This is a genomic window from Maridesulfovibrio salinus, assembly GCF_055394525.1.
Genome location: NZ_AP042461.1, coordinates 1,509,503 through 1,530,679, shown reverse-complemented (window position 1 = coordinate 1,530,679; position 21,177 = coordinate 1,509,503). Strand labels below are relative to the sequence as shown.

The 21,177-nt window shown below is 49.6% G+C and carries 17 protein-coding genes; 4 read left to right on the top strand and 13 right to left on the bottom strand.

Features of this window, described 5'->3' with window-relative positions:
- Positions 1-10: 10 nt before the first annotated feature.
- Entirely contained in the window at positions 11-715 is a 705-nt protein-coding gene (rnc, locus tag ACZ5PW_RS06795) for a ribonuclease III (RefSeq protein ID WP_464559202.1), read from the top strand.
- A gap of 105 nt (positions 716-820) precedes the next feature.
- Here rnc and ACZ5PW_RS06790 read toward each other — a convergent pair whose 3' ends face one another.
- The 8 genes from ACZ5PW_RS06790 to ACZ5PW_RS06755 all read right to left on the bottom strand — a co-directional run bounded on the left by ACZ5PW_RS06790 (position 821) and on the right by ACZ5PW_RS06755 (position 14,191).
- Positions 821-1,693: a flagellin N-terminal helical domain-containing protein gene (locus ACZ5PW_RS06790; protein WP_464559200.1), complete on the bottom strand. Its 873-nt coding sequence runs from the start codon at positions 1,691-1,693 to the stop codon at positions 821-823.
- A gap of 496 nt (positions 1,694-2,189) precedes the next feature.
- Positions 2,190-3,836 (bottom strand): flagellar hook protein FlgE, encoded by a 1,647-nt coding sequence (locus tag ACZ5PW_RS06785; protein ID WP_464559198.1) that lies wholly within the window; start codon positions 3,834-3,836, stop codon positions 2,190-2,192.
- Between the two features lie 75 nt (positions 3,837-3,911).
- Complete coding sequence (locus tag ACZ5PW_RS06780) at positions 3,912-4,655, bottom strand: flagellar hook assembly protein FlgD (protein WP_464559196.1); 744 nt, start codon at positions 4,653-4,655, stop codon at positions 3,912-3,914.
- A 151-nt stretch (positions 4,656-4,806) separates the two neighbouring features.
- Complete coding sequence (locus ACZ5PW_RS06775; protein WP_464559194.1) at positions 4,807-6,537, bottom strand: flagellar hook-length control protein FliK; 1,731 nt, start codon at positions 6,535-6,537, stop codon at positions 4,807-4,809.
- Between the two features lie 138 nt (positions 6,538-6,675).
- Positions 6,676-8,082, bottom strand: coding sequence for a glycosyltransferase family 9 protein (locus tag ACZ5PW_RS06770; RefSeq protein WP_464559192.1), 1,407 nt, complete (start codon positions 8,080-8,082; stop codon positions 6,676-6,678).
- 207 nt (positions 8,083-8,289) lie between these two features.
- On the bottom strand, positions 8,290-11,484 hold the full coding sequence (locus tag ACZ5PW_RS06765) for an efflux RND transporter permease subunit (RefSeq protein ID WP_464559190.1): 3,195 nt from the start codon (positions 11,482-11,484) through the stop codon (positions 8,290-8,292).
- Positions 11,477-12,694 carry an efflux RND transporter periplasmic adaptor subunit gene (locus ACZ5PW_RS06760; RefSeq protein WP_464559188.1) on the bottom strand — a complete coding sequence of 406 codons (1,218 nt, stop codon included), beginning with the start codon at positions 12,692-12,694 and terminating at the stop codon, positions 11,477-11,479. The genes ACZ5PW_RS06765 and ACZ5PW_RS06760 overlap by 8 nt, the downstream gene beginning before the upstream one ends.
- A gap of 3 nt (positions 12,695-12,697) precedes the next feature.
- Entirely contained in the window at positions 12,698-14,191 is a 1,494-nt protein-coding gene (locus ACZ5PW_RS06755) for an efflux transporter outer membrane subunit (protein WP_464559186.1), read from the bottom strand.
- A gap of 147 nt (positions 14,192-14,338) precedes the next feature.
- On the opposite strand from ACZ5PW_RS06755, the gene ACZ5PW_RS06750 reads away from it, so the two are divergent.
- Genes ACZ5PW_RS06750 through ACZ5PW_RS06740 form a run of 3 tightly spaced genes read left to right on the top strand, consistent with a single transcriptional unit; the run spans position 14,339 to position 16,872 of the window.
- Positions 14,339-15,040 (top strand): response regulator, encoded by a 702-nt coding sequence (locus ACZ5PW_RS06750; protein ID WP_464559184.1) that lies wholly within the window; start codon positions 14,339-14,341, stop codon positions 15,038-15,040.
- Positions 15,040-16,422, top strand: coding sequence for a HAMP domain-containing sensor histidine kinase (locus ACZ5PW_RS06745; RefSeq protein WP_464559182.1), 1,383 nt, complete (start codon positions 15,040-15,042; stop codon positions 16,420-16,422). Before ACZ5PW_RS06750 ends, ACZ5PW_RS06745 begins: the two co-directional genes overlap by 1 nt.
- 24 nt (positions 16,423-16,446) lie before the next feature.
- Positions 16,447-16,872, top strand: coding sequence for a GNAT family N-acetyltransferase (locus ACZ5PW_RS06740; RefSeq protein ID WP_464559180.1), 426 nt, complete (start codon positions 16,447-16,449; stop codon positions 16,870-16,872).
- A 10-nt stretch (positions 16,873-16,882) separates the two neighbouring features.
- Here the strand turns inward: ACZ5PW_RS06740 and ACZ5PW_RS06735 are convergent, their stop codons facing one another.
- The 5 genes from ACZ5PW_RS06735 to ACZ5PW_RS06715 form a co-directional block, all read right to left on the bottom strand.
- Complete coding sequence (locus ACZ5PW_RS06735; protein WP_464559178.1) at positions 16,883-17,506, bottom strand: class I SAM-dependent methyltransferase; 624 nt, start codon at positions 17,504-17,506, stop codon at positions 16,883-16,885.
- A gap of 120 nt (positions 17,507-17,626) precedes the next feature.
- Positions 17,627-18,394 carry a tryptophan synthase subunit alpha gene (trpA, locus tag ACZ5PW_RS06730; protein ID WP_464559176.1) on the bottom strand — a complete coding sequence of 256 codons (768 nt, stop codon included), beginning with the start codon at positions 18,392-18,394 and terminating at the stop codon, positions 17,627-17,629.
- Positions 18,395-18,406: 12 nt separating this feature from the next.
- Positions 18,407-19,585, bottom strand: a complete 1,179-nt coding sequence (trpB, locus tag ACZ5PW_RS06725; protein WP_464559174.1) for a tryptophan synthase subunit beta — start codon at positions 19,583-19,585, stop codon at positions 18,407-18,409.
- Positions 19,586-19,780: 195 nt separating this feature from the next.
- Complete coding sequence (locus ACZ5PW_RS06720; protein WP_464559172.1) at positions 19,781-20,398, bottom strand: phosphoribosylanthranilate isomerase; 618 nt, start codon at positions 20,396-20,398, stop codon at positions 19,781-19,783.
- Entirely contained in the window at positions 20,395-21,174 is a 780-nt protein-coding gene (locus tag ACZ5PW_RS06715) for an indole-3-glycerol phosphate synthase TrpC (RefSeq protein ID WP_464559170.1), read from the bottom strand. Before ACZ5PW_RS06715 ends, ACZ5PW_RS06720 begins: the two co-directional genes overlap by 4 nt.
- Positions 21,175-21,177 lie beyond the last annotated feature (3 nt).

The window sequence follows — 21,177 nt, the reverse complement described above, 5'->3', positions numbered from 1 at the left end:
CAGGTTTTTTATGGTAGAAGAGTTTTCTCGCCTCCAGCAAGGTATCCACTATCGATTTTCTCAAGTCAAGCATTTAGCAATCGCACTCACTCACAGTTCATGGGCAAATGAGCAATCTGAACCCGTTGAGGATAACGAAAGAATGGAATTTCTTGGAGACGCGGTTCTGGAACTATGTGTCACCGAAGAACTTTTCAAAAGATTCAAGGATGCCCATGAAGGCCAGTTAACCAAAATAAGATCAAAATTGGTCAAAGAGAAAAGTCTGGCCTCAATTGCACTGGAAATCAAGCTCAATGAATTTCTAAGGCTTGGACGGGGTGAGGAGGCACAAGGCGGACGCAACCGTTCCTCACTGCTTGCCGATGCCATGGAAGCAGTTATAGGAGCTGTTTTTCTGGATGGAGGATATCAGGAAGCAAGGAAGCTTATTTTAAAACTCCTTGAGGGAAGGTGGCCGGAAACCTGCATGATAGAAAGCTCAAAGGACTTCAAAAGCAAACTGCAGGAAGTCACCCAGGCAATGTTCAAGGAAAGACCTACCTACATACTGAGTGGTACAAGCGGCCCTGAACACGAAAAGATATTCAAGGTAAAGCTTACGTTACCGGATGGTACTGTTTTCATTTCGGAAGGATCAAGCCTGAAAAAGGCTGAACAGACAGCGGCGGCAACCGCTTTGGAGCATTTGAGCTTTAAGGAAGAGACAGCCTGATAATACTTCCGGGTAATTTCCTTCATAATTGAAGTTTTATCAAGGACCGGGAGGCGGTGATCAATCGCCTCCACAGTCCTTAATCGTCACCCGGTTCATTGGCTACTAACCGCCGATGAGCTGCATAGCCATCTTCGGCAGTGAGTTCGCCTGCGACAGCATGGCAACTGCCGACTGAGTGAGAATCTGATTACGCACGAACTCGGTCATTTCGGTTGCTACGTCGACATCTGAGATTCGAGACTCAGCTGCCTGGACGTTTTCAGCCTGAATGGAAAGGTTGGTGATGGTGTTTTCCAGCCTGTTCTGCATTCCACCGAGGCTCGCACGGATCTTGTCTTTTGAAATGATAGCGTTCTGAAGCTTATCAAGAGCCGCCTGTGCAAGGGCCTGGGTTGAGATGGAAGTCTGTACACCCAGGGAAGATGCAGTAGAGTTGCCTATGGAAATATAGTAGTAATCCTCTGCACTGTCGTTACCTGTTCCGAAGTGAACCTTCAGAGGACCGGTGGAGTGGAGACCGTTACCGTTGTGGGCGGAGTTGTCACCGGAAAGGTTACCGTTAAGCAGGTGAATACCGTTAAAGTCGGTTGCATTTGCGATACGGGTGATTTCTGAAGCCATGGCCTGAAACTCGGAATCGATGATCAGACGCTGGTCAGAGTTGTAGGTACCGGTGGATGCCTGAGTTGCGAGCTCTTTCATTCGAATGAGCTTTTCGTCAATTACCTGAAGTGCGCCGTCTGCGGTCTGAATCATGGAAATCGCATCGTTTGCGTTTCTCATACCCTGGTTAAGGGATTTGATGTCAGCGCGCATGAGTTCGCGAATTGCCAGTCCGGCGGCATCATCTGCTGCGGTTCCGACTCTCAAACCGGATGAGAGGCGACGAGTTGAGACGCCGAGGTCGCCATACGATTCCTGCAGGTTTCGCGAGGCGTGCATTGCCATAAGGTTGTGGTTGATGACTAAGGACATATCTGAACCTCCTTGTAGTTCACAAAATTCCGTTTTTGTTAACCAGTCTTAAGCATCAGACATGCCAAACACACTTTGTTTTTATAATACAATACTTTAAGTATATAAATAAAGTCTAGACTTCTTAATATTACCTCCGATAGTCAATTTTTTCCCGCCCCTGAGAGCCTCACGACGTCATTTTTTTCCCTAGCCGCCAAAATTACAGCACTAAAATTTATTCATTCCTGGCGGGATGTTACAAAAGCGCTGCGATATCCGGGTTTTTGATTCTAATGTGAGGAATCAGGAACATTCTGCGGACAGGATAATCCTGAATAAAGACCCTTTATATTACTTAATGAAAACAGCAAAAGATAACCCCACTTTCGAAACGGCATATTCGAAAGCGGGGTTACCGGGTACCTGTGCTGGCGGGGGAGTCAATCCCGCCAGCGGAGGTTGTAGAAGGAGTTTCCTATATTTTCAGCATCGTTAAGGATACATCATTCACCTGTTAACGCTTGAGCTGGATAAGTTCGCCCATCATGGAGTCGGTTGTGGTGATAACCTTGGAGTTCGCCTGGAATCCGCGCTGGGTTGTGATCATGTTTACGAACTCAACCGCAAGGTCCACGTTGGACTGCTCAAGAGAGTTGGAAGCGATGGAGCCTCGTCCTCCTGTGTTCGGTCTTCCGGTAAGCGCGTCTCCAGACTCTCTGGTTTCGCTGAAGAGGTTACCGCCCTCTCGACGCAATCCCCAGTTATTGTTGAAGTCCGCGATGGTCAGGACATAAAGCTCCTGAATCTGCCCGTTGGAGTAACGGCCGGTCAGAACTCCATCCCTGCTTACGGATACGCTCTGCAGAAATCCGGCGGTGTAACCGTCTTGAGACTGGAACAAAGTGGTTGAACCTAAGCTGTAACTGGTAGTGGACAGGGCACTTTTTTCCGACTCACCGAAATTGGGTATCCGGGTTATGTCGGTAATATCAGTACCGAGCTGGGAGGCGTTTGAAATCGTGGCTGATCCGGTATCCCAACCCTTTCCGATACCGCTTCCTGAAAGATCCTTGTTTGAAAGACCGAAGTTCATTTCAATTGTGGTCGGTTCTGTGGAATCGGTAAAACTCGCGTTTGAAGTTGACAGGAAGTTTGCTGTCAATACCGGCAACCCGTCCTGAGAAAAGTTTGCCAGTGTCCAGTTGGACAGAGTCTTCAGTCCACCGGAACCAACACCACTCTTGAGGGTGAAGGCGGATACACCGGTGAGGTCACCAGCCGCGTTGAAAGTCAGTGTACCTGTCATGAGCATACCGGCCGCGGATGTGTTCAGAAATGTGCTGGTTCCGCTGACGATACGTCCATCTTCAGAAGGTTCACAGGTCACGATGAATTCCCAGACCTTTTTACCGCCGGCGTTACTGAGAGTAACCTGGTCAAAATAAGTGGTCACGTTGTGGGATGAACCGTTTGCATCATAAACCTTGATGGTCGACTGATAACCGTAGAGTGAATCACCGATTGGCGGGTCAGCTGTTCCGTCCCAGGCCTCAAAGAGAGAGAAGTAAGGGTTGTTGGCACTGGTAGAGCGGCTTGCATCGCCCGAGTCAAGGTTTGTCATCATGTTGATCTTGCTGGTGGCCTGAGGTGCGGACTGGAAGTTTTCCAATCTGATATCAGTCGGAACCCCGATTGTACGTACGGTATCAGTAGTATCTACAGTGGTCCCGGTAGCAATCTGGTTATTGCTGTTGTTTTGTACTTCCCAACCCTGGAGAACGTAACCGTGGGGGTCGGTCAGATAACCGTCTTTATCGAAACGGAAGTTACCGGCCCTTGTGTAGTAGGTGCTCTCTTCACTTTTGGGAGACACTATGAAAAATCCGTCACCGCCGATAGCGAGGTCAGTCGCTTCAGAGGTAGTCTCAAAAGAACCCTGAGCGAAGTCGGCATAAATTGCCCCCACCTGCACACCGCGACCGACCTGTGCGGTTCCGGTTGCTGTGGTGGTGTCCTGGCTGATGGCGTCTTCAAAGTGCATTCTTGCACTTTTAAAGCCTACAGTGTTGACGTTAGCGATGTTGTTACCCAGTACGGACATGCGGTCACCGTGTGCCTGCAGCCCTGTTATGCCTGAGAATAATGATGCTGATATACCCATGAGATCCTCCTTGAAGTCCAGTTGACTCTCAGATGTTTTCCTTTACCGATCCAGCAGACTCATGCCGTTGAGCCTTTAGTCTTCCTGACCTTTCTGGTCATCTTGCCCATCTTGGCCTCCGGTTGGTTCTGAAACATCTGTCGGACTTACTACTTCTCTGATATTGAGGAAGTTGATGTAGCGACCGTCTTTGAGGTGCAGAAACTGCTGACCGCCCTCAGCGACAACTCCTGTCACTTCACCACTTACTTCTGTCTTAACCATAACCGGCTTTCCGTCTGCGTCTTCCGCCGCCATGGCTATTGTATAGACCCCGTCTGACGCGTCCTTGCCGGACCAGTCCTTTCCGTCCCATTCGAACTCATAAGTCCCTTCGCCCTTGGAGCCGAGCTGAACTGTGCGGACGAGGTTGTTGTTTTGGTCGTAAATATTGATAAAAGCATTTGCTACCGGTTCGCCAAGTCCGTAGAAGACTTTACTGATTTTGTCGCCTTCGCGGCTGACGTTGTAACCTTCCGCCCTGACTTCCTTGCCGATGAATCCTACAGCTGAAACCATCTGGTCCTGAGCGTTGTTGTCGATCATGCTTTTCATGGAACCGTTAAGCTGAGTGAGCTGTTCGAGGCTTGAGAACTGAGCCATCTGGGACATGTACTCTTTATCTTCCATGGGATTTGCGGGGTCCTGGTTCTGCATCTGTACCAGCAGGAGTTTCAGGAATTCATCCTGTCCCAGCGATTTTTTCTGATTAGGCTGGTTGGCTGCCGCCATGTCGGCCTCTGCTCTGCCGAGTATGTTGCTGAACCCTACGTATCCCATGATTTACCTCTTTATTTTTATTCACGACTCTAAATTAATGTTAAGTTATCAGGTGCTTAAAAACTCCGGGAAATCCTGTGCTGCCACCAGCACTCTGCTTCCCGGACTTTAGCAGTTCACATTAATTTAAGGTCAGAACAATCAACTTACATTAAGCTACAATGTACAATCCGTTCCCGGAAATTGCTGCCGTCTGCTGTACACTGTGCATTTCCTGGGCCAAAGAGGTTCCTTCTTGTCTAAGCACTTTCCATCTACGTCGCATCTCGGACATCATTTCCTGATATTGTGCCTGGTTATGATCCTCAGCATTCTGCCATGATCCTTGAGTATCACGGTCTGCAATACCGGTCTGGACCTCAAGTTTTTCCACCTTGAGACCCTGCTCTTCCAGAGCCTGCTTAACAACATCAAGCTGCTCGGCAAGAACTTTCGCAGTATCAGGATTTTCAGCCCTGAGCACCGCTTTAACGTCTTTGTTCTTAACCTGAAGCATAACGTTTACAGTACCGAGATCATGGGGATTAAGCTGCAGGGTAAGCTGCTTGCGTCCCTGACCGAGGTTCTTGAAAGCTCCTTCCTGGACCTGATCCAGAATGCTTGACCGGGCACTATTTTCCCACATGGAATTTGCCTTGCCCGCCTGAGCGGACTTTGCCGCATTCTGGAGAGTTCCCATAGCGCCACCGAAAATCCCGCCGTTGGACCTTCCCTCAAAACCAGCTGCGGATTCGTCAGTAAGCTTGCCGAAAAATGAGGTCCAGCTGTCCACGTCCTTGGAATCAGTAAGCATCTGGCTCAGCCAGTGCTTGTTGTCCTTGGACTCCGAGTCGCTCATACCCTTTTCCTGGCTGCCTTCGAATCCCTGGCCCTTACCGTCTCTGGTGTTCTGGCCTCCATTCTGCGCTCCGTTCTGGCCGGCCTCCTTCACACTTTCACTTACTTCTTTGGCTGCGCCCATGGAATCGCTGATCACATCAGCGGAGGCCATACGGAAGTTGCTGGGAGACTGGTCTGTTGCTCTCTGCATGACATCCCGCAGCGAATCAGCCACGGTCCTGACCAGATTAAGATCCTTTGCATCCTGAGCATTCTGCTGTTTTGCAAGAATATCTTTGAGAACGGCAAAACCTTTTTTAAGATCAGCAGCGGTAGTTCCCTGAGCATTAAAAAGCTGTGCGATCTTTTTCCCGTCTTCTCCGGAAAGCTTGAACAGACTGCTGAGGGTTCTTGTTTCTTCTTCTGAAAACTGAATTTTCTGAGAGTCAGGCATAGCAGCAAGTTTCTGCTGCATCTTTTCTACCACATCCCCGAGATTGCCCTGCCTGATTGAGGCCAGCATGGACTTGGACTCATCTGGAGTGAAGCCCAGCTTGCTGAAAATTGAATTCAGGTTCTGTTCCTGAAAAGGGGTAAGGTCAATTCCCTTCAATCCCTTCATCATAGCGGAAAGCTCAGAAACCAGCTGACCATAGGTCAGACCGTTCTCGCTGAGCACTTTTTCCTCGAGCTCGTTGATATCCTTGCGGTCCATGCCGTATTCTTCGAGTTCATCCTTGATTTTATCCCAGTCCTCGCGGCTAACCTTCATATTCTGTGGCTGCTCTTCAACCGCCTGCAAAGCGACATTATTGGCTGCTTCGTCAATATAATCAGTAGCCCTCTCAGCTTCCCTGCTGTAGGATTCCGCCTCATTATATACAGACTGAAAGCTGTTAACAGTTTCCTGCAACGGCTGATAGAAGGATTCCGCCTCGGTCTGGCTGGAATAGAGAAAGGTATCGAACATTGCTGAACGATGTGAATTTTCTACCTGTGAAGTCCTGTCCAGAAGTTCGGACAGGTCCTTATTGTTTTGCTCGAGATGTGGAAGTATTTTCATTTTTGTAACTCCTCGCCAAACATGTATTCACGAGTCGTGCCAAAAATAAAGAGACATTATTTTAAGTAGTTAAGACAGGCAACAAACTAAAAAAGAGGCAGATTATGCCGATCGGGGGAAAATAGTTCTCAGGAAGAATCAGGAACTTACGAGCTCGGCCAGACGTTCATAAAGATCCAGAACCCTGACCCAGGACTGACGGCTGTAATCATTATTCTGCAGGTACAAATGCACATACCCCGAGAACTGTCTGAGAATAAGGGGACATGAATTCCAGAACGAATCGGAAAGTGAAGAACTTTTGAAAAGCCCGCGGCTGAACTCCCTGCCAAGCCGGGGAAGATGCTGCTGCATTTTACCGGACAAAGCCGGATGTGCTGCCGAAAACCGCTCCCAGTTCCCTTTTGCTGAGCTGTAACTCCAGAGCCCGAATGAAGCACCGAAATACTGTTGCCAGAAAGCGCCCAGCATATCACCTGCTGCGGCTCTTCTGCCGCTTATATGCTGCAGTGAGTACAAACCATGACCGCTTCTGGACGAGGAGTATAAACGCAGTCCGGGCATCCCTATTTTGGTCAACCCGTTATCATCATTCAGGATCATCCGCTTTGCAATGACTGCGATACGGGAAGGAGTAAAAGGATTGTGACAGTAGAGCTGATCCCTCTTGCAGCTCCAGCACCCCAAAGCACAACTCATGGTAGACCGCACCACATAATGCCCTTTCTGGTAAGGACCGGTTTCCCATGGATTGACATTGCCCATGGAGAGATTGAGGACTTTAAGTCCGGACCAGGCAGCGAGATGCATGGGTCCGGTGTCCGGTGTAATAAAAAGCTGAAGCGACTGCCCTACAGCAATAAGCTCTCCCAGATTAAGCTTGCCGGACATATCCAGAACCGGACCATCGAAAAGACGGGTGACCTCCTGTCCCATTCCCTTCTCCATGGGACCGCCGAAAAGAACCGGTCTCATCCCCCTGCCCAGCAGCTCTGAACAGAGACGGGCCCAGAAATCAACGGAAGGACGTTTGGATTCTTCGCTCGCCCCCAGAAAAAGGCCTATACGGTTGTCGCTGGTCCCGAGAGTCCTCGGGGCCGACCATCCTGTCTGGGCAATTTTATTCAGCGGTATGCAATCAAGTGCATTGAGATCCGACCAATGAAAACGGTTATGCCGATTGTTCTCCACCACACTGGCCCTGTAGAGCTGCCAGTCTCCTAATATATATGTACCGTTAGAAGTACTGACCGGACCGAGTTTGGCTGAAGCGTCCAGTTCTCCTGCCAGTTCGGCAGCCTGAGTGCGGATGCTGAGGTTGATAACAAGCTCATAGCTGTTCTTGCGCAGAACTTCCGCACCCTGCCACGGGAAATAGGTAACTTTGGGGCTCACCGGCATTAGAGGACGAAAGAATTTTTCCTCGGCAACAACCCATATTGGATGGCCGGGATAAGTCCTCTCAAGCCAGAGGAAAAGCGGGAATGAGAGTATCAGGTCTCCCATTCGCTGCATTTGAAGCACAAGTACCGGACGTTTCGACATGCGAAAAACATACAGTAATACTGGATGAATATCTATATCTAAGGTCAGGCATATCCGGGTGTTCTACATACTTGAATAGATTTGTTTTGAATCGGACTGAAAATCATTATCGGAGCAGACCAAAAGAGGAGCTAATAGTCCCCAGAGAGAGTACATAAGAAACATCAGACTGAAATCCCGCCCGGCAAGACCTGGCGGGATTTTATACTATTTAGGACCGTGTTCACACTTGGTTACCGGGTAATGGGCTGTTATTCCGTCAGCCCGCAAATCGTCATCCGATCTTTTGAATATCTTGCGCACCAAAAGCCTCACGTCTTCAAAGATCATATAGAACGAAGGCACCAGCAGCAGGGTGATTCCGGTGGCAAACAGAATACCGAATCCCAGTGAGACCGCCATGGGAATAAGGAATTTTGCCTGACGCGAAGTTTCAAGAATCATCGGGGCCAATCCGCCGAAAGTGGTCAGCGTGGTCAGCAGGATGGGACGGAAACGGGCCGTACCCGCATCCAGAACCGCGTCATACGCACAATGTCCTTTCCGCCGCTGTATATTGACATAATCAATAAAAACCAGTGAATCGTTCACAACTACCCCGCTCAAGGCCACGATGCCGAAGAGACTCATAAGACTGAGACTGTAGCCAAGCAGTATGTGCCCGATAACCGCACCGACAATTCCAAAAGGAATACAAAGCATTACAATCAAAGGCTGAAAGTAGCTTCTGAACGGAATCGCCAACAGGGCATAAATGACCATCATAGCCATGAGCAATCCGGAAATAAGACTGTTGGTGCTTTCCTGAAGATCCGCCTGCTTACCTTCCAGAGAATGCCCAAGCCCGGGATAATCGGCCTTGAGCTGGGGGATCACATTAGCCACCACATCGGCCATTATCTTGGAAGTTTCCTTGCGGGGATTAACATCCGCTTCAACTGTCACCACCCGGCGGCCGTTACGGCGATCAATGGTGGTGTAGGCTCTTCCGTCCTTTATTTTTACAACTTCGCGCAGAGGAACGTCTGTCCCGTCCGGAGTACGGATCATTAATTCTTCAAAATCATACTTGGATTCACGTTCGGATTCAGGAAGCCGGACCATGACCTTGACCTCATTTCTGCCACGCTGCTGTCTGAGGACCTCGGCACCGTAATAGGAAGCACGGATCTGTCTGGCTACATTCTGGGAAGTCAGCCCAAGACTCCGGCCGGCCGGAAGCAGCTCGAAATCGAGCTGACGTTTACCCGGTGAATAACCGGAATCGATATCCTTCACCTTGGGATAGGAACTCAATGCACTGGCCAGATCCTCGGATGCTCTTTTCAACACATCGATATCAGTATGGCTGAGTTCTATCTCCAACGAGCTTCCCGACCCGGGACCGCCACGGTCAGACTCAAAAAGAACAGACTCCGATCCGGGGATCGGCCCCAGAGTTCTTCGCCACTGCCGGACGAATTCGTCCGTTGAAATCGGCCTGATATCAGCCTCGGTCAGAAAAACCTGCACCTTGAGTACATGACTTCCGCTGGTTCCCCGTCTGCCGGAACCGCCGACTTTGGAATAGACACCTTCAACAAGTTTCTTGCCCCCGTTTGCATCAGCTACTTTTTCCGCCGCGGCTACAGCTTTATCCTGCACCCTCAAGGTGACTTCCTTGGAAGTTCCATAAGGAAGGTCCACTGTGAGATAAGCATAATCCGATTCAATCTTGGGAAAGAGGGTAAATCCCAGACGACCGCTCTTAATGTAAGCAAAAGAGACAACGAGACAGGCCATCCCGATTGCCACGGTCAGATAACGCCAGTTAACCGCCCGGTCCAGAAATGGTCTGTAGACATTTTGAACAAACCGCAACAGCCCGCCGGAAATCTTCTGCTGGTTTCTGAGTATGAAACTCATCAGCTTTCCGGGCTTTCGCTCACTGCCGTGCCCAAGGTGCGCGGGCAGAACAAAAAGGGATTCCACCAGAGAGATGAAGAAAACACTCACAACCACCAAAGGAATAATTTTAAATATCTTGCCCATTACCCCCGGTATAAAAAACATGGGCATGAAAGCGACAATATTGGTCAGAACACTGAAAGTTACCGGCATGGCAATACGCTTTGCCCCTTCACAGGCTGCTTCCATCCAGCTCATACCCTGCTGGCGCATGGTATAGACATTTTCCCCCACAACGATCGCGTCATCTACAACAATACCAAGAGAAATGATAAACGCGAACATGGAGACCATGTTTATACTCGCTCCAGCCGGGGAAAGAATGAGCATTGCTCCCAGAAAGGAAATGGGAATTCCAAGGGCAACCCAGAAAGCAAGACGCGGCTCAAGAAAAAGGGCAAGGAAAATAAATACGAGTCCCAGCCCCATGTAAGCATTCTTCAAAAGCAGATCCATTCGCTGGCTGTAAATATCCGAAGAATCATTTCGCACTGCGACATGAATCCCCTCAGGAAGGCTCTCATTAAAGGCATCAAGTTTGGCGTGGACTGCATCGGACACGGTAACCGGGGTCTGTTTTCCGATACGGTAAACCTCAATCCTTACAGCCGGTTTTCCGTCAAATGAAGTGATTATATCCTCGTCCTGAAAATCCTCTTTAACCACGGCGATATCTTCAAGCAGAACCTGTGTTCCGTCATCCTCAGTAACAATGGGCACACCAGCAAATTCACGGGCGTAGTCCCTGCGTTCCTTGAAGCGGACCAGTATTTCACCGCCTTCGGTTTTGATCCCTCCACCAGGGAGTTCCACGGAAGTCTTGTCGATAACATCAGCCACTTCGGTAAGAGTCAGTCCATAAGCACGCAGCTTATCCTGAGGTATTTCAATGGTCACCTGCAGCCCGCTGACCTCAGCCAGATCAACCTGTGTGATTCCGGGGTCGGCAATCAGATTCTCCCTCAACTGCTCCGCTACCTTGCGCAGAGCCAACGGGGAGGCGTCGCCGTAGACCATAAGAGATAGAACCCCCCTCTTGCGAGAGACAACGCTAATAACAGGATCTTCAGCCTCTTCCGGAAAAGAGGTGATCCGGTCCACCTCGCTTTTAATATCCTGACTCAGCTTCTGAAGGTCGTACCCCTCCACAGCCTCGGCAACGATAGTACCGAACCCTTCAGCGGCGGTACTGGAAACTTCCTTTACCCCGTCCAGCCCAATAATGCCCTCTTCCACGGCTAGAACAATACCCTGCTCGACTTCTTCAGGGCTTGCTCCGGAATATGTAACATTCACCGTAACAGTGTCAGTGGTGAACTCGGGAAAGACTTCCTGCTTGATATTGAACCCCATGACCAGACCGCCGACCAGCAGGATTATCATCAGCAGGTTGGAAGCCACCGGGTTTCCGGCCATCCATGCTATCGGGCCTTGATTCTTGTTCTGATCAGCCATTACTGTTCACCTTTGCGCTGTCAGCAACATTCTCGCGCAGATTCATATTCTGAAGAGGAGCCGATATATCTGTTATTACGAGCTTCTCTCCGGCAGCCACCCCGCTGTCCAGGTAAATATTGTCTTTATCCTTCCAGACCGGATCCACTTTGCGGATATCAAGCTGACTGCCTTCTTTCATTATCCAAAGCGTATTGTTGTCACGGTATGCGGTACGGGGGACAGCAATCACGTTTTCAAGTTTTCCTGAATCGATATACGCATTGACATAGCTGCCCATCAAAAGGGGATTCTCGCCCCCATTTTTCAGATTCAGAGGATCTTTAACTGATATTATGACCCGAGCCATCCGCCCTTTGGATTCCAGAGAAGGAAGCAGCCGTAAAACTTCACCTTCCCTCTCAAAGGCATTCTTTCCGGCCCCGACAACCACGCGAGCTCTGGCCCCCTTGTACCCGTTTGCCGCGGAAGGCAGGTCTATGCGCTTTAGCCGGTCCACGGGAACGGAAGCCATCACCCAGAAATAATCAGTCCCGACTATAGTGCCAATGGACTCGTTGAGACTGAGATAAGCTCCGAGGTCGGCATTCTTGCTGAGGACCATGCAGGCAAAGGGAGCCTTTATGCTGGTACGGGACAGATCAATCCGGGCCTGTTTGAGTTTAGCCCTTGACGAAGCAAGGTCAGCCTGGGCTTTTTCAAGATGCGGTTTTCTCAGCGCGAGCTCAGCTTCCTGAAGCGTGCCTCCTGAAGATTTCTTAAGAAGTTTCCACTCACGCCCGGCAACACGCTGATGCCCGCTCTCAACTTTGAGGTTGTATTCGGCTTCAGTCACCACAGCTTCCTGCTGTTTCACCGCCAGCTGATAATCCAGAGGATCAATGCGCAGCACCTGCTCTCCCTCTTCAAAAAAACCGCCGGGAATGAAAGATTTGCTGACTTCAATAACCCTGCCGCTGACCTGCGACTCAAGATTTATCTCACGGGCAGCCTCGACTGTTCCCATTACCGGGGTCCAGACTTCATAGTCCTGAACCTCAAGCAATGAAACGTTCACCAAAGGAGCTGAAACAACCGGGGCTTTCTTCTTGGCTACGGGTTTACTTTTCAGCAAAGCTCTGGCGCCAACTACTGCAACAGCGAGGATAAGCAGAGGCACAACGCCTTTCAGGCCTATCTGCTTGAAATAATACATAAATTTTTTAACCATATCTTAATCCCCCTTTTTAGCGGGAGCACTCTGCTCTTCAGTTTTTTCGACCGCATCAGCGGCAGATTCATCATTATCAGACTTTAACTCGGCGACATCTTCCAAAGAATCAGTCCATGTTCCGCCGAGAGAGCGGTAAAGGGCCACGCGATAATTACGCAGGTTTGCTTCATCCTGAGCAATATTGATTTCAAGATCCTGAACACTTACCAGCGCACTGAGTACGGGAAGGTAATCCTCAAGGCCCTGAAGGTAACGAGATCCGGCTTCCTCTAGATTGATACGCGCTGCTTCAAGCTGCTTCTTGCGGGCGGAAATATACTCCTTCTGCCATTTTTCCCGAACCAGAGCGTCCTGAACCTCTTTGAAAGCGGTATAAACAGTTTCCTTGTAATTGAGCAGTTTCTCATCCACCACCGCTCTCGTCCGCTCAACCTCGGCCTTTCGGGCATAGCCATCGAAAATAGGACCAGCCACTGAAGCGGCAAGGGAGGTCATCCATCCGGAAAAAATATTTGCCAGTTGGGCACTGGTGAAAGCGGCTTCACCGGAAAGGCTCATGGAAGGGAGGCGGTTGGCGCGAGCTGCGGTTACAGACCAGTCGGCTGAGCGCAGTTTGAGTCCCGCTGAGCGAACATCAGGCCTGTTTGCCATCAGATCAAGAGGGATGCCCAGACCCGGCATTTCGGGCAGCAGCGGATAATCGACAGTTTTGACGTCAACCGTTCCTGCCGGGCGCCCCAGCAGCAGGGCCAGTTCATTGAGCAGCAGCTTTTCCTCGGACTCAACAGGAGGGAGCAGGGCCTTGGTCCGGGCAACGTTTTCCCGCTGCTGATAGACATCAAGCGCAGTGGCCAGAGAGTTACGGAAACGCAGTTCTATCAGTTCAAGGTATGTCTCGTTGGTTTCGAGCTGTTTCTCATAGATAGCTTTCTTTTTGCGCTGCAGCTGGATATTGATCCACCGCGTTACAACTTCCGAAGCCACTGTCATTGCAGCGGTGTTCACGTCCTCACGGGAGGCGAGGTAATCAAGCTCACCGGATGCGGACTCGGCCTCAATGCGGCCCCATAGATCTATTTCGTATCCGGCGGAGAGTCCAAGCTTGTGGGTATTGGATTCCGTGGAACCTTTTGTCCCTTCCGTACCGTCATTCCCGGACCTTGAATTGGTATACGTCCCGGAACCGTCCAGATAGGGGTAGAGATCAGCTCTGGACTTTACCGCGGTGGCCCTCAGCTGCCTGAGTTTGGCCCAGGCTATACGGACATCGAAATTTGCGGTGAGAGCTTCCTCAACCAGTCGGTTCAGTTCGGGACTGTTGAATTTTTCCCACCACCGTCCCAACTCACGGGGCTGATCGGAATAAAGGTCATACTGCATGGGGACGCCGAGAGTCATACCGTCACGCGGATCAGGTTTAAACGGCGAACATGCTGACAGGGTAAAGACTGTCAGGCTCAGAAAAATCAGAATTTTAAACTTAGAGGATTGCATCCGATGGTCTCCATTGCATTACTTTTTTTATTTTAATAACTACAAGCGGGCTAAATAGTATTAGAATGGTGATAAAATTTGTTAACAATTGTAAAAACAGATCACAGGACCTTTCCGACCCGCAGCTGTAGAGGTAAGTAAACTCTCATGGAACAGAAATACCCGGTACTCATAGTTGATGATGACGCCAAGCTCAGAGAACTGCTTACCCAGTATCTTGAAGGTTATGGCTATACTGTTGCCACTCTTCCATCCGGTGAGGGGATTCTTGATAAAATCAGGGACACAACGCCTGAAATAATAATCCTTGATATCATGATGCCCGGTAAAGACGGCCTTGAAGTGCTGCGTGAGATTGGTCCCCACTCCAACATTCCGGTTATCATGCTAACCGCCAAGGGAGAGGACACCGACCGTATTGTGGGCCTTGAACTGGGTGCTGATGATTATATTTCCAAACCGTTCAATCCACGTGAACTGCTTGCACGCATAAAAGCTGTTCTCAGAAGATCCAACGATGCGGGCAATGTTGTTGAATCCGCAGGCGGACAGATAAGTGTCGCGGGAATCATACTCAACGTGGCCCACCAGAAACTTGAATTGGAAGGTGAAACGGTTGAACTTTCATCAACAGAGTTCAAACTACTCAAGGCCCTGATGGAAAACCCCGGGCGGCCACTGACCAGGGATGACCTCATGACCTCTGTATGGGGTAAAGATTTCAACGCCTTTGACCGCTCGATTGATGTTCACATCAGTAAGCTGCGGGCACTTCTTAAACCTTATCCGGCTCACGAATCACGCATTAAAACCGTGTGGGGAACCGGATACATGTTCGTGAGCGAATAATGAGAATCAGCCGCCTTTACCTTAAGATTTTTCTTTCTTTCATGCTGGTCCTTGTCGTTGCAGAACTAATCTTAATAGGTCTGCTGCATATGTCATGGTCCAAAAGCCCGAGAGTAAACCACATGCAGCGCCAGTTGATGACGGTGAAAAACCTCACTGAACTGGAAATGGGCACAATCCACGTCTCAGCAGAACATGAAAAGAAAACAATTACTCCCCTGCTTAAGGTTCTCGGGGAGTCCCTTAATGCGAAAATATGGATAACCGGACCCTACGGAGAAATTGTAGCCTCCTCCACCGAGGTACTCCCGGATATGAGTGAGTATACAGAGGGAGAGACAGCCAAATCTCATGAAGGAGTCTATGTATACAAAAAGCGTAACCAAAGGCTTAAAAGCATCTATGGAGTATATACGGCGAAATTACCTGAAGGATACCCGTTCACATACCACCTGTTCCACTCCTTCCCGAAATTCGATGAGGAATCCTGGTTTTTAAGGGGGCAGATAGTTCTTACAGCGCTTGCTGCAATTTTCCTGATTCCAGTGGCCAGAAGAATGATCCGCCCGCTTAAGACTCTGACCGCATCTGCCGCAAGAATGGGTCAGGGGGACCTTAAACAGCGGGTTGAAATAAAAGGTAAAGACGAAGTTGCCGAACTTGGCAAAGCCTTCAACAATATGGCCGAAGGACTGGAAAAAGTAGTGAAGTCAAGCCGGGAACTGACCGCAAACGTCTCCCATGAATTACGCAGTCCTCTGGCACGCATGCGAATTTCACTTGAAATGCTCAAGGAGCGCATTGAGGAAGGTAGTAATTCCGGCTGTGAAACCTTTATTGACGGTATGCAAGCGGAAATAACCCATATGGACGAACTAATTGGAAAGATAATAGAATTTTCCAAGCTGGATATGCACAAGCCGCCTGCAATGAATGAAACGGCAGATCTTAAATCTCTGCTTGAAGACCAGCTGAGTCAATATGAGCACATAGCCGTACGCAACAATCTCAAGGTCGAACAAAAACTTGATGAAGTTAAGATTTCGAACTGCAACCGCAACGGACTCAAAATCATCATGGATAATATTCTGGGAAATGCTTTTAAATATACTGACGCGGAGGGTGTTATTTCGGTAAATATGCATGAAGAAAACAACCGCATATTTATCGTGACCACAAATACCCACACACCGCTGGACGAAGATGATCTTGAAGAAATATTCAACCCCTTTCATAGACTGAAAGGGCAAAACATCCCCGGTTCAGGACTAGGCCTTGCTGCAGCACAGAAAATAGTCCGAATCCATAAGGGAGAAATACAAGCCGAAAACTGCGATGAGGGATTCAGAATCGTGGTGGAACTGCCGGTTGACGGAAGTTAATCAATTCAACAGGAGAATCCCGAAATGGATATCAAACTGGAATTTGAACTGGAAAATATAAACTGGTCGGAAATAGCTCAAATTTTCGAAAAAGCCCCACTTGGGACAAGAGACCCTGAAAAACTTGAACGTGCTGCCTCAAAAAGTGAACTGGTCTGCTTCGCCAAGGACGGTGAAAAATTCATCGGCTTTGCCCGTGCCATATCCGATGGCGAATTTCAGGGAGCACTTTACGACCTTTGTGTGTTACCGGAATACCAGTCAAGAGGAATCGGCAGGCTTATCATGACCGGAATGATGGAAAAACTTTCCCCGGTCAACCTGATACTTTTCGCAGTTCCGGGAAAAGAAGCTTTTTACGAAAAGCTCGGCTTCAAGCCCATGCTGACCGCTATGGGGCACTTTAAAGATGAAGACGGTATGATTGAGCGGGGCTACCTCAAGAAGTAGCCCGCTTAGCTCAAGCCTTACGGGCCTCAAGCACAAAACGGCCATACTTATGCATCACTCCGTCCTTATCGGCCTTTTTCATCAGACCGAGCTCAAAATGCTGCACCACGGTAAATCCAGCCTCTTTCAGCATTCCGGCAAGACCTTCAGGTTCGAAACCTTTGTAAGGTACATAGTTTTCACCATGAAAACTTCCGTCCTCCGGCAGCAGTTCACCGATGATGAGCTTTCCGCCTTTTTTCAAAATAAGTTTCATGGATGCCAAAACTTCCGGCATGTCCTCAACATGATGCATAGCCATTGAAGTAAATATCGCATCAAGCCGATCTTCAGGGATTTTCGCATCCTGAAGGGAGACGGACACAACCTCGACATTACCGAAATCTCCACCAGCGAGCTTACTTTGAAGCATACCGAGCATCGCTTCCGAGGTATCAAGCATGTAAAGCTTTTTTACCTGTGGGGAGAACCGCAAACCGACCAATCCGGTCCCGCACCCGAAGTCCAGCACTTCACTCTGCGAATTCAAATCAGCAATCTTTTCAACTTCAGCGGCAAATTCATCAGCAACACGCACCCGCTCAGGATTGCTGTCCCATTCTTTTGCCTTTCTGGTAAATTCATCATTAGACATAATTTCTCCTGAGCAACGCTTTCAACCGCTTAAACGGCGAAGGCCAATCAAAAGGTTTCAGGAAAGGAGCCCAGAGAGACCCTTTACAAAAGTTCTTTCCTCTGGACTCCGGAGGCATTGCTATTTCCAGACTTTCATAAATTCAGCGGAACTCTTCCCTGAATCAATATGCCTGATCAGCGCAGAACCGAACACTGCGGCATCAACCAGCCCTTCAAGCTCTTTGAGCTGTGATGGTTCCTTGAGACCGAAGCCAAGAGCGACCGGAATATCAAAAATTTCCTGCGCGCAGGCCAGACCTTCCTTGATTTCCTCAGGCAGTGAATCCCGGTCCCCGGTAGTGCCGAGAACTGAAACATAGTAGCAGAAACCGTTGCCGCCTTTGGCGTAAAGAGCCATACGCTCTTTTTCTGTGTTAAGCCCGACCAGAGGGATCAACGCGATGCCATACTCTGCAAGAAGATCACGAAAATCAACACCTTCTTCAAAGGGCAGATCTGCTATGATCAAACCGTTAACTCCGGCTTTCTGAGCATCCTTAGCAAATTTTTCCAATCCATACTGCAGCACAGGATTGAAATATCCCATCAAGAGCACTCCTGCGCTTATTTTTGCACGATGCTCGGAAAGCCCTTCAAGTATCCATTTAAGATCAATACCGTCCGCAAGACATTTCAGAGAAGCGGCTTCAACAACAGGACCATCGGCAACCGGATCGGAAAAAGGCATTCCTATCTCGATTACATCCGCACCGTTTTCGTCCAGCTCAATAATCTTCTTCCAGAACTGCTCCCGACTGGGGTAGCCACCGGGTAAGAAAGGAATCAGGGCAGTGCGTCCCTGCGCTTTGGCTTCATTAATTTTATCTGCAAGTTTGGTAATACTCATTTTATAAGCTCCCTATTCTCCATGCTCGGCGAGATACTCTTCAAGAATTCCCATGTCCTTGTCACCACGACCGGACAGGTTGACAATGACATTAGCTCCTGCGGGGATGGACTCCCTGTTTTCAAGAACCCATGCCACAGCGTGGGAACTTTCAAGGGCGGGCAGGATACCTTCCTTGCGGCAGAGCATCTGAAAAGCATTCAATGCCTGATGATCATTGACGGTCCCGTAACTGGCACGACCGGAAGCATGCAGGTGAACATGCTCAGGACCGACACCGGGATAATCAAGGCCGGGAGCAATGGAATGGGAAGGCATGATCTGCCCTTCTTCAGTCTGGAGCAGAAGAGTGTTCATACCATGCAGAACACCGGGTGTTCCGAGGTTGATGGGAGCGGAATTTGTGCAGCCCGGCTCTCCGGTTCCCGCTGCTTCAACTCCCACGATTTTCACGGCCTCTTCCTGTACAAATTCATGGAACATACCGATGGCGTTAGATCCGCCACCTACACAGGCGACAACCATATAGGGAAGTTCGCCGGTCTTTTCCTTGAACTGGGCCTTGGCTTCACGACCGATAACCGCCTGAAACTCCCTCACCAGCAGCGGAAAAGGATGAGGCCCGGCTGCAGTACCGAAGCAGTAATGAGTGGTCCGCTGCTCAGCAATCCACTTGCGCATAGCGGCATTAATTGCATCCTTAAGAGTCTGTGTTCCGGATTCCACAGGCACGCACTTGGCACCCAGAAGCTCCATACGGCGGACGTTGTGGGCCTGCCTCTTTACATCCAGAGCCCCCATATAAATTTCGCAATCCAGATCAAGAAGAGCGGCGGCTGTCGCGGTGGCGACACCATGCTGCCCGGCCCCGGTTTCCGCCAGAAGCATGGGTTTACCCATCATCTTGGTGAGAAGAGCCTGTCCTACAGTGTTGTTGACCTTATGCGCACCGGTATGAGCGAGATCTTCACGCTTGAGCCAGAGGTTGAACCCCAGTTCACTGGAAATATTCGCGCAATGAGTAAGTGCGGTCGGGCGGCCTACGAAATCTTTCAACAGACGGGTGAACTCCTGCTGGAATTCATCAGATTTCATTATTTTTTCCATTGCCTCTTCAAGCTCAAGCAGCGGCGGCATAAGCAGTTCAGGAACAAACTGTCCGCCGTAATCTCCAAAATATCCTCTTTTCATTATGGTATCCTCTTTTTGTCATATGCTCCGCCTCAAGTCATCCCCGGATCTCGCGGCAAGCCCTGCGCGACTCGCGGTGCGCCCTGCCGAGAGCCTCAACCCCTTTGAGAAGGGTATAAGAATCCCAGACTTTTTCATTCCGGATCGCCGCTACGTGTAAGGCCATGAGTTAATGAAGCATACGTTGATATTTCTTTATCTGGTCATTGCTTTGAAAGCAGCTTCCAGTTTTCCTTTATCTTTTTTACCGGGGGCCGACTCCACTCCGGAGTTTAGATCAACCCCGTCCGGATTCGCTGTTCCAAGGGCTTCCCGCAGATTTTCTGCTGAGAGTCCTCCGGCCAGCAACCACGGAACTGGTATTGTCACATTTTCAAATACGCTGAAGTTCATGGACACTCCATGCCCGCCACCGGATTTCCCGGCATCAAACAGCATGTAAGTGCAGTATGGAGCAAAACGATTAATATCGTCCTGAAATTCCTTAACCGACTCATACTTCTGCGGCCAAAGAACTTTAATCACCCTTTCTTTACCTATGGTCCGGCAGAATTCTTCATTCTGTCCACCATGTAGCTGAGCAAAATCAAGTGAACCGTTTTTCATAGTCTCGATTACTTCAGCGGCACTCTGCTTAACAAACACCCCGACCTTGCGGGCCGAAGATGTTTCAACGGACCGGGCGAACTCCGTATCCACATTGCGCGGGCTGGACGGATGGAAGATAAATCCGAGGAAGTCCGCCCCCGTCTGTTCACAAAGAGCCGCATCCTGTGCGCTGGTCATGCCGCAAACCTTGATCAGCAGACTCATGACCGTCCCCCGGCAACAAGAGCCGAAAGTTTTGCCTGTGGGTCAGGGCTGGACATTATAGACGTGCCGACCAGCACGCAGTCATATCCCAGTTCGTTCATCTGGGCGCAGTCCTCCGGTTCACTGATTCCGCTGGCACAGATCCAGATTTCCCCTTCACTCTTCTGTTTGATGAACTCAACAGAGCGGTTCATATCGATCCCCAGAGTATCAAGATCACGGTTGTTTATCTGGATAATTCTGGCTCCGGCCTGTTTAGCCCGCCTAAGATCAGTTTCGTCAAATGCCTCAACAACAGCATCCAATCCGACCGCATGCGTGTGCTCAATCATATCTTTAAGATAAGCATCATTTTCAAACATGCGCACAATAATCAGCAGAGCCGAAGCGGGAGTGGAAAGAGTCTGCTCCACCTGCATCAAATCGGTAAGGAAATCCTTGCGCAACATGGGCAGGCCGCTGCTTTTTATTTCATCGAGATAACTGAGGCTCCCCTTGAAATATGCTTCCTCAGTCAGGACGGAAACAGCTGAAGCCCCTCCGGCTGCATACATGGATGCAACTTCAGCAGCACTCAAACCGAGGTTGATGTCCCCTTTGGACGGGGAAGCACGTTTGTACTCGGCAATTACCTTGAGACCTTTTTCGTCGCGGCGAATGGCATCGGCAAAAGAAGGACGCTTACCTTCGAAGGAAATAAAAGTTTTCCCTTCAGCCTGCATCTGCCGGAGCATGTCCAGTTCGGCCTGTTTAGCTTTTCTGAATTTCTCAAGCATATC

Coding starts and splice junctions, on each gene's coding strand:
- ACZ5PW_RS06785 (WP_464559198.1), bottom strand. CDS start 3,836: ATGGGTATATCAGCATCATTATTCTCAGGCATAACAGGGCTGCAGGCA.
- ACZ5PW_RS06790 (WP_464559200.1), bottom strand. CDS start 1,693: ATGTCCTTAGTCATCAACCACAACCTTATGGCAATGCACGCCTCGCGA.
- rnc (WP_464559202.1), top strand. CDS start 11: ATGGTAGAAGAGTTTTCTCGCCTCCAGCAAGGTATCCACTATCGATTT.
- ACZ5PW_RS06720 (WP_464559172.1), bottom strand. CDS start 20,398: ATGAGTCTGCTGATCAAGGTTTGCGGCATGACCAGCGCACAGGATGCG.
- ACZ5PW_RS06765 (WP_464559190.1), bottom strand. CDS start 11,484: ATGGCTGATCAGAACAAGAATCAAGGCCCGATAGCATGGATGGCCGGA.
- ACZ5PW_RS06740 (WP_464559180.1), top strand. CDS start 16,447: ATGGATATCAAACTGGAATTTGAACTGGAAAATATAAACTGGTCGGAA.
- ACZ5PW_RS06750 (WP_464559184.1), top strand. CDS start 14,339: ATGGAACAGAAATACCCGGTACTCATAGTTGATGATGACGCCAAGCTC.
- ACZ5PW_RS06780 (WP_464559196.1), bottom strand. CDS start 4,655: ATGGGATACGTAGGGTTCAGCAACATACTCGGCAGAGCAGAGGCCGAC.
- ACZ5PW_RS06745 (WP_464559182.1), top strand. CDS start 15,040: ATGAGAATCAGCCGCCTTTACCTTAAGATTTTTCTTTCTTTCATGCTG.
- trpA (WP_464559176.1), bottom strand. CDS start 18,394: ATGAGTATTACCAAACTTGCAGATAAAATTAATGAAGCCAAAGCGCAG.
- ACZ5PW_RS06715 (WP_464559170.1), bottom strand. CDS start 21,174: ATGCTTGAGAAATTCAGAAAAGCTAAACAGGCCGAACTGGACATGCTC.
- ACZ5PW_RS06760 (WP_464559188.1), bottom strand. CDS start 12,694: ATGGTTAAAAAATTTATGTATTATTTCAAGCAGATAGGCCTGAAAGGC.
- ACZ5PW_RS06770 (WP_464559192.1), bottom strand. CDS start 8,082: ATGTCGAAACGTCCGGTACTTGTGCTTCAAATGCAGCGAATGGGAGAC.
- ACZ5PW_RS06755 (WP_464559186.1), bottom strand. CDS start 14,191: ATGCAATCCTCTAAGTTTAAAATTCTGATTTTTCTGAGCCTGACAGTC.
- ACZ5PW_RS06735 (WP_464559178.1), bottom strand. CDS start 17,506: ATGTCTAATGATGAATTTACCAGAAAGGCAAAAGAATGGGACAGCAAT.
- ACZ5PW_RS06775 (WP_464559194.1), bottom strand. CDS start 6,537: ATGAAAATACTTCCACATCTCGAGCAAAACAATAAGGACCTGTCCGAA.
- trpB (WP_464559174.1), bottom strand. CDS start 19,585: ATGAAAAGAGGATATTTTGGAGATTACGGCGGACAGTTTGTTCCTGAA.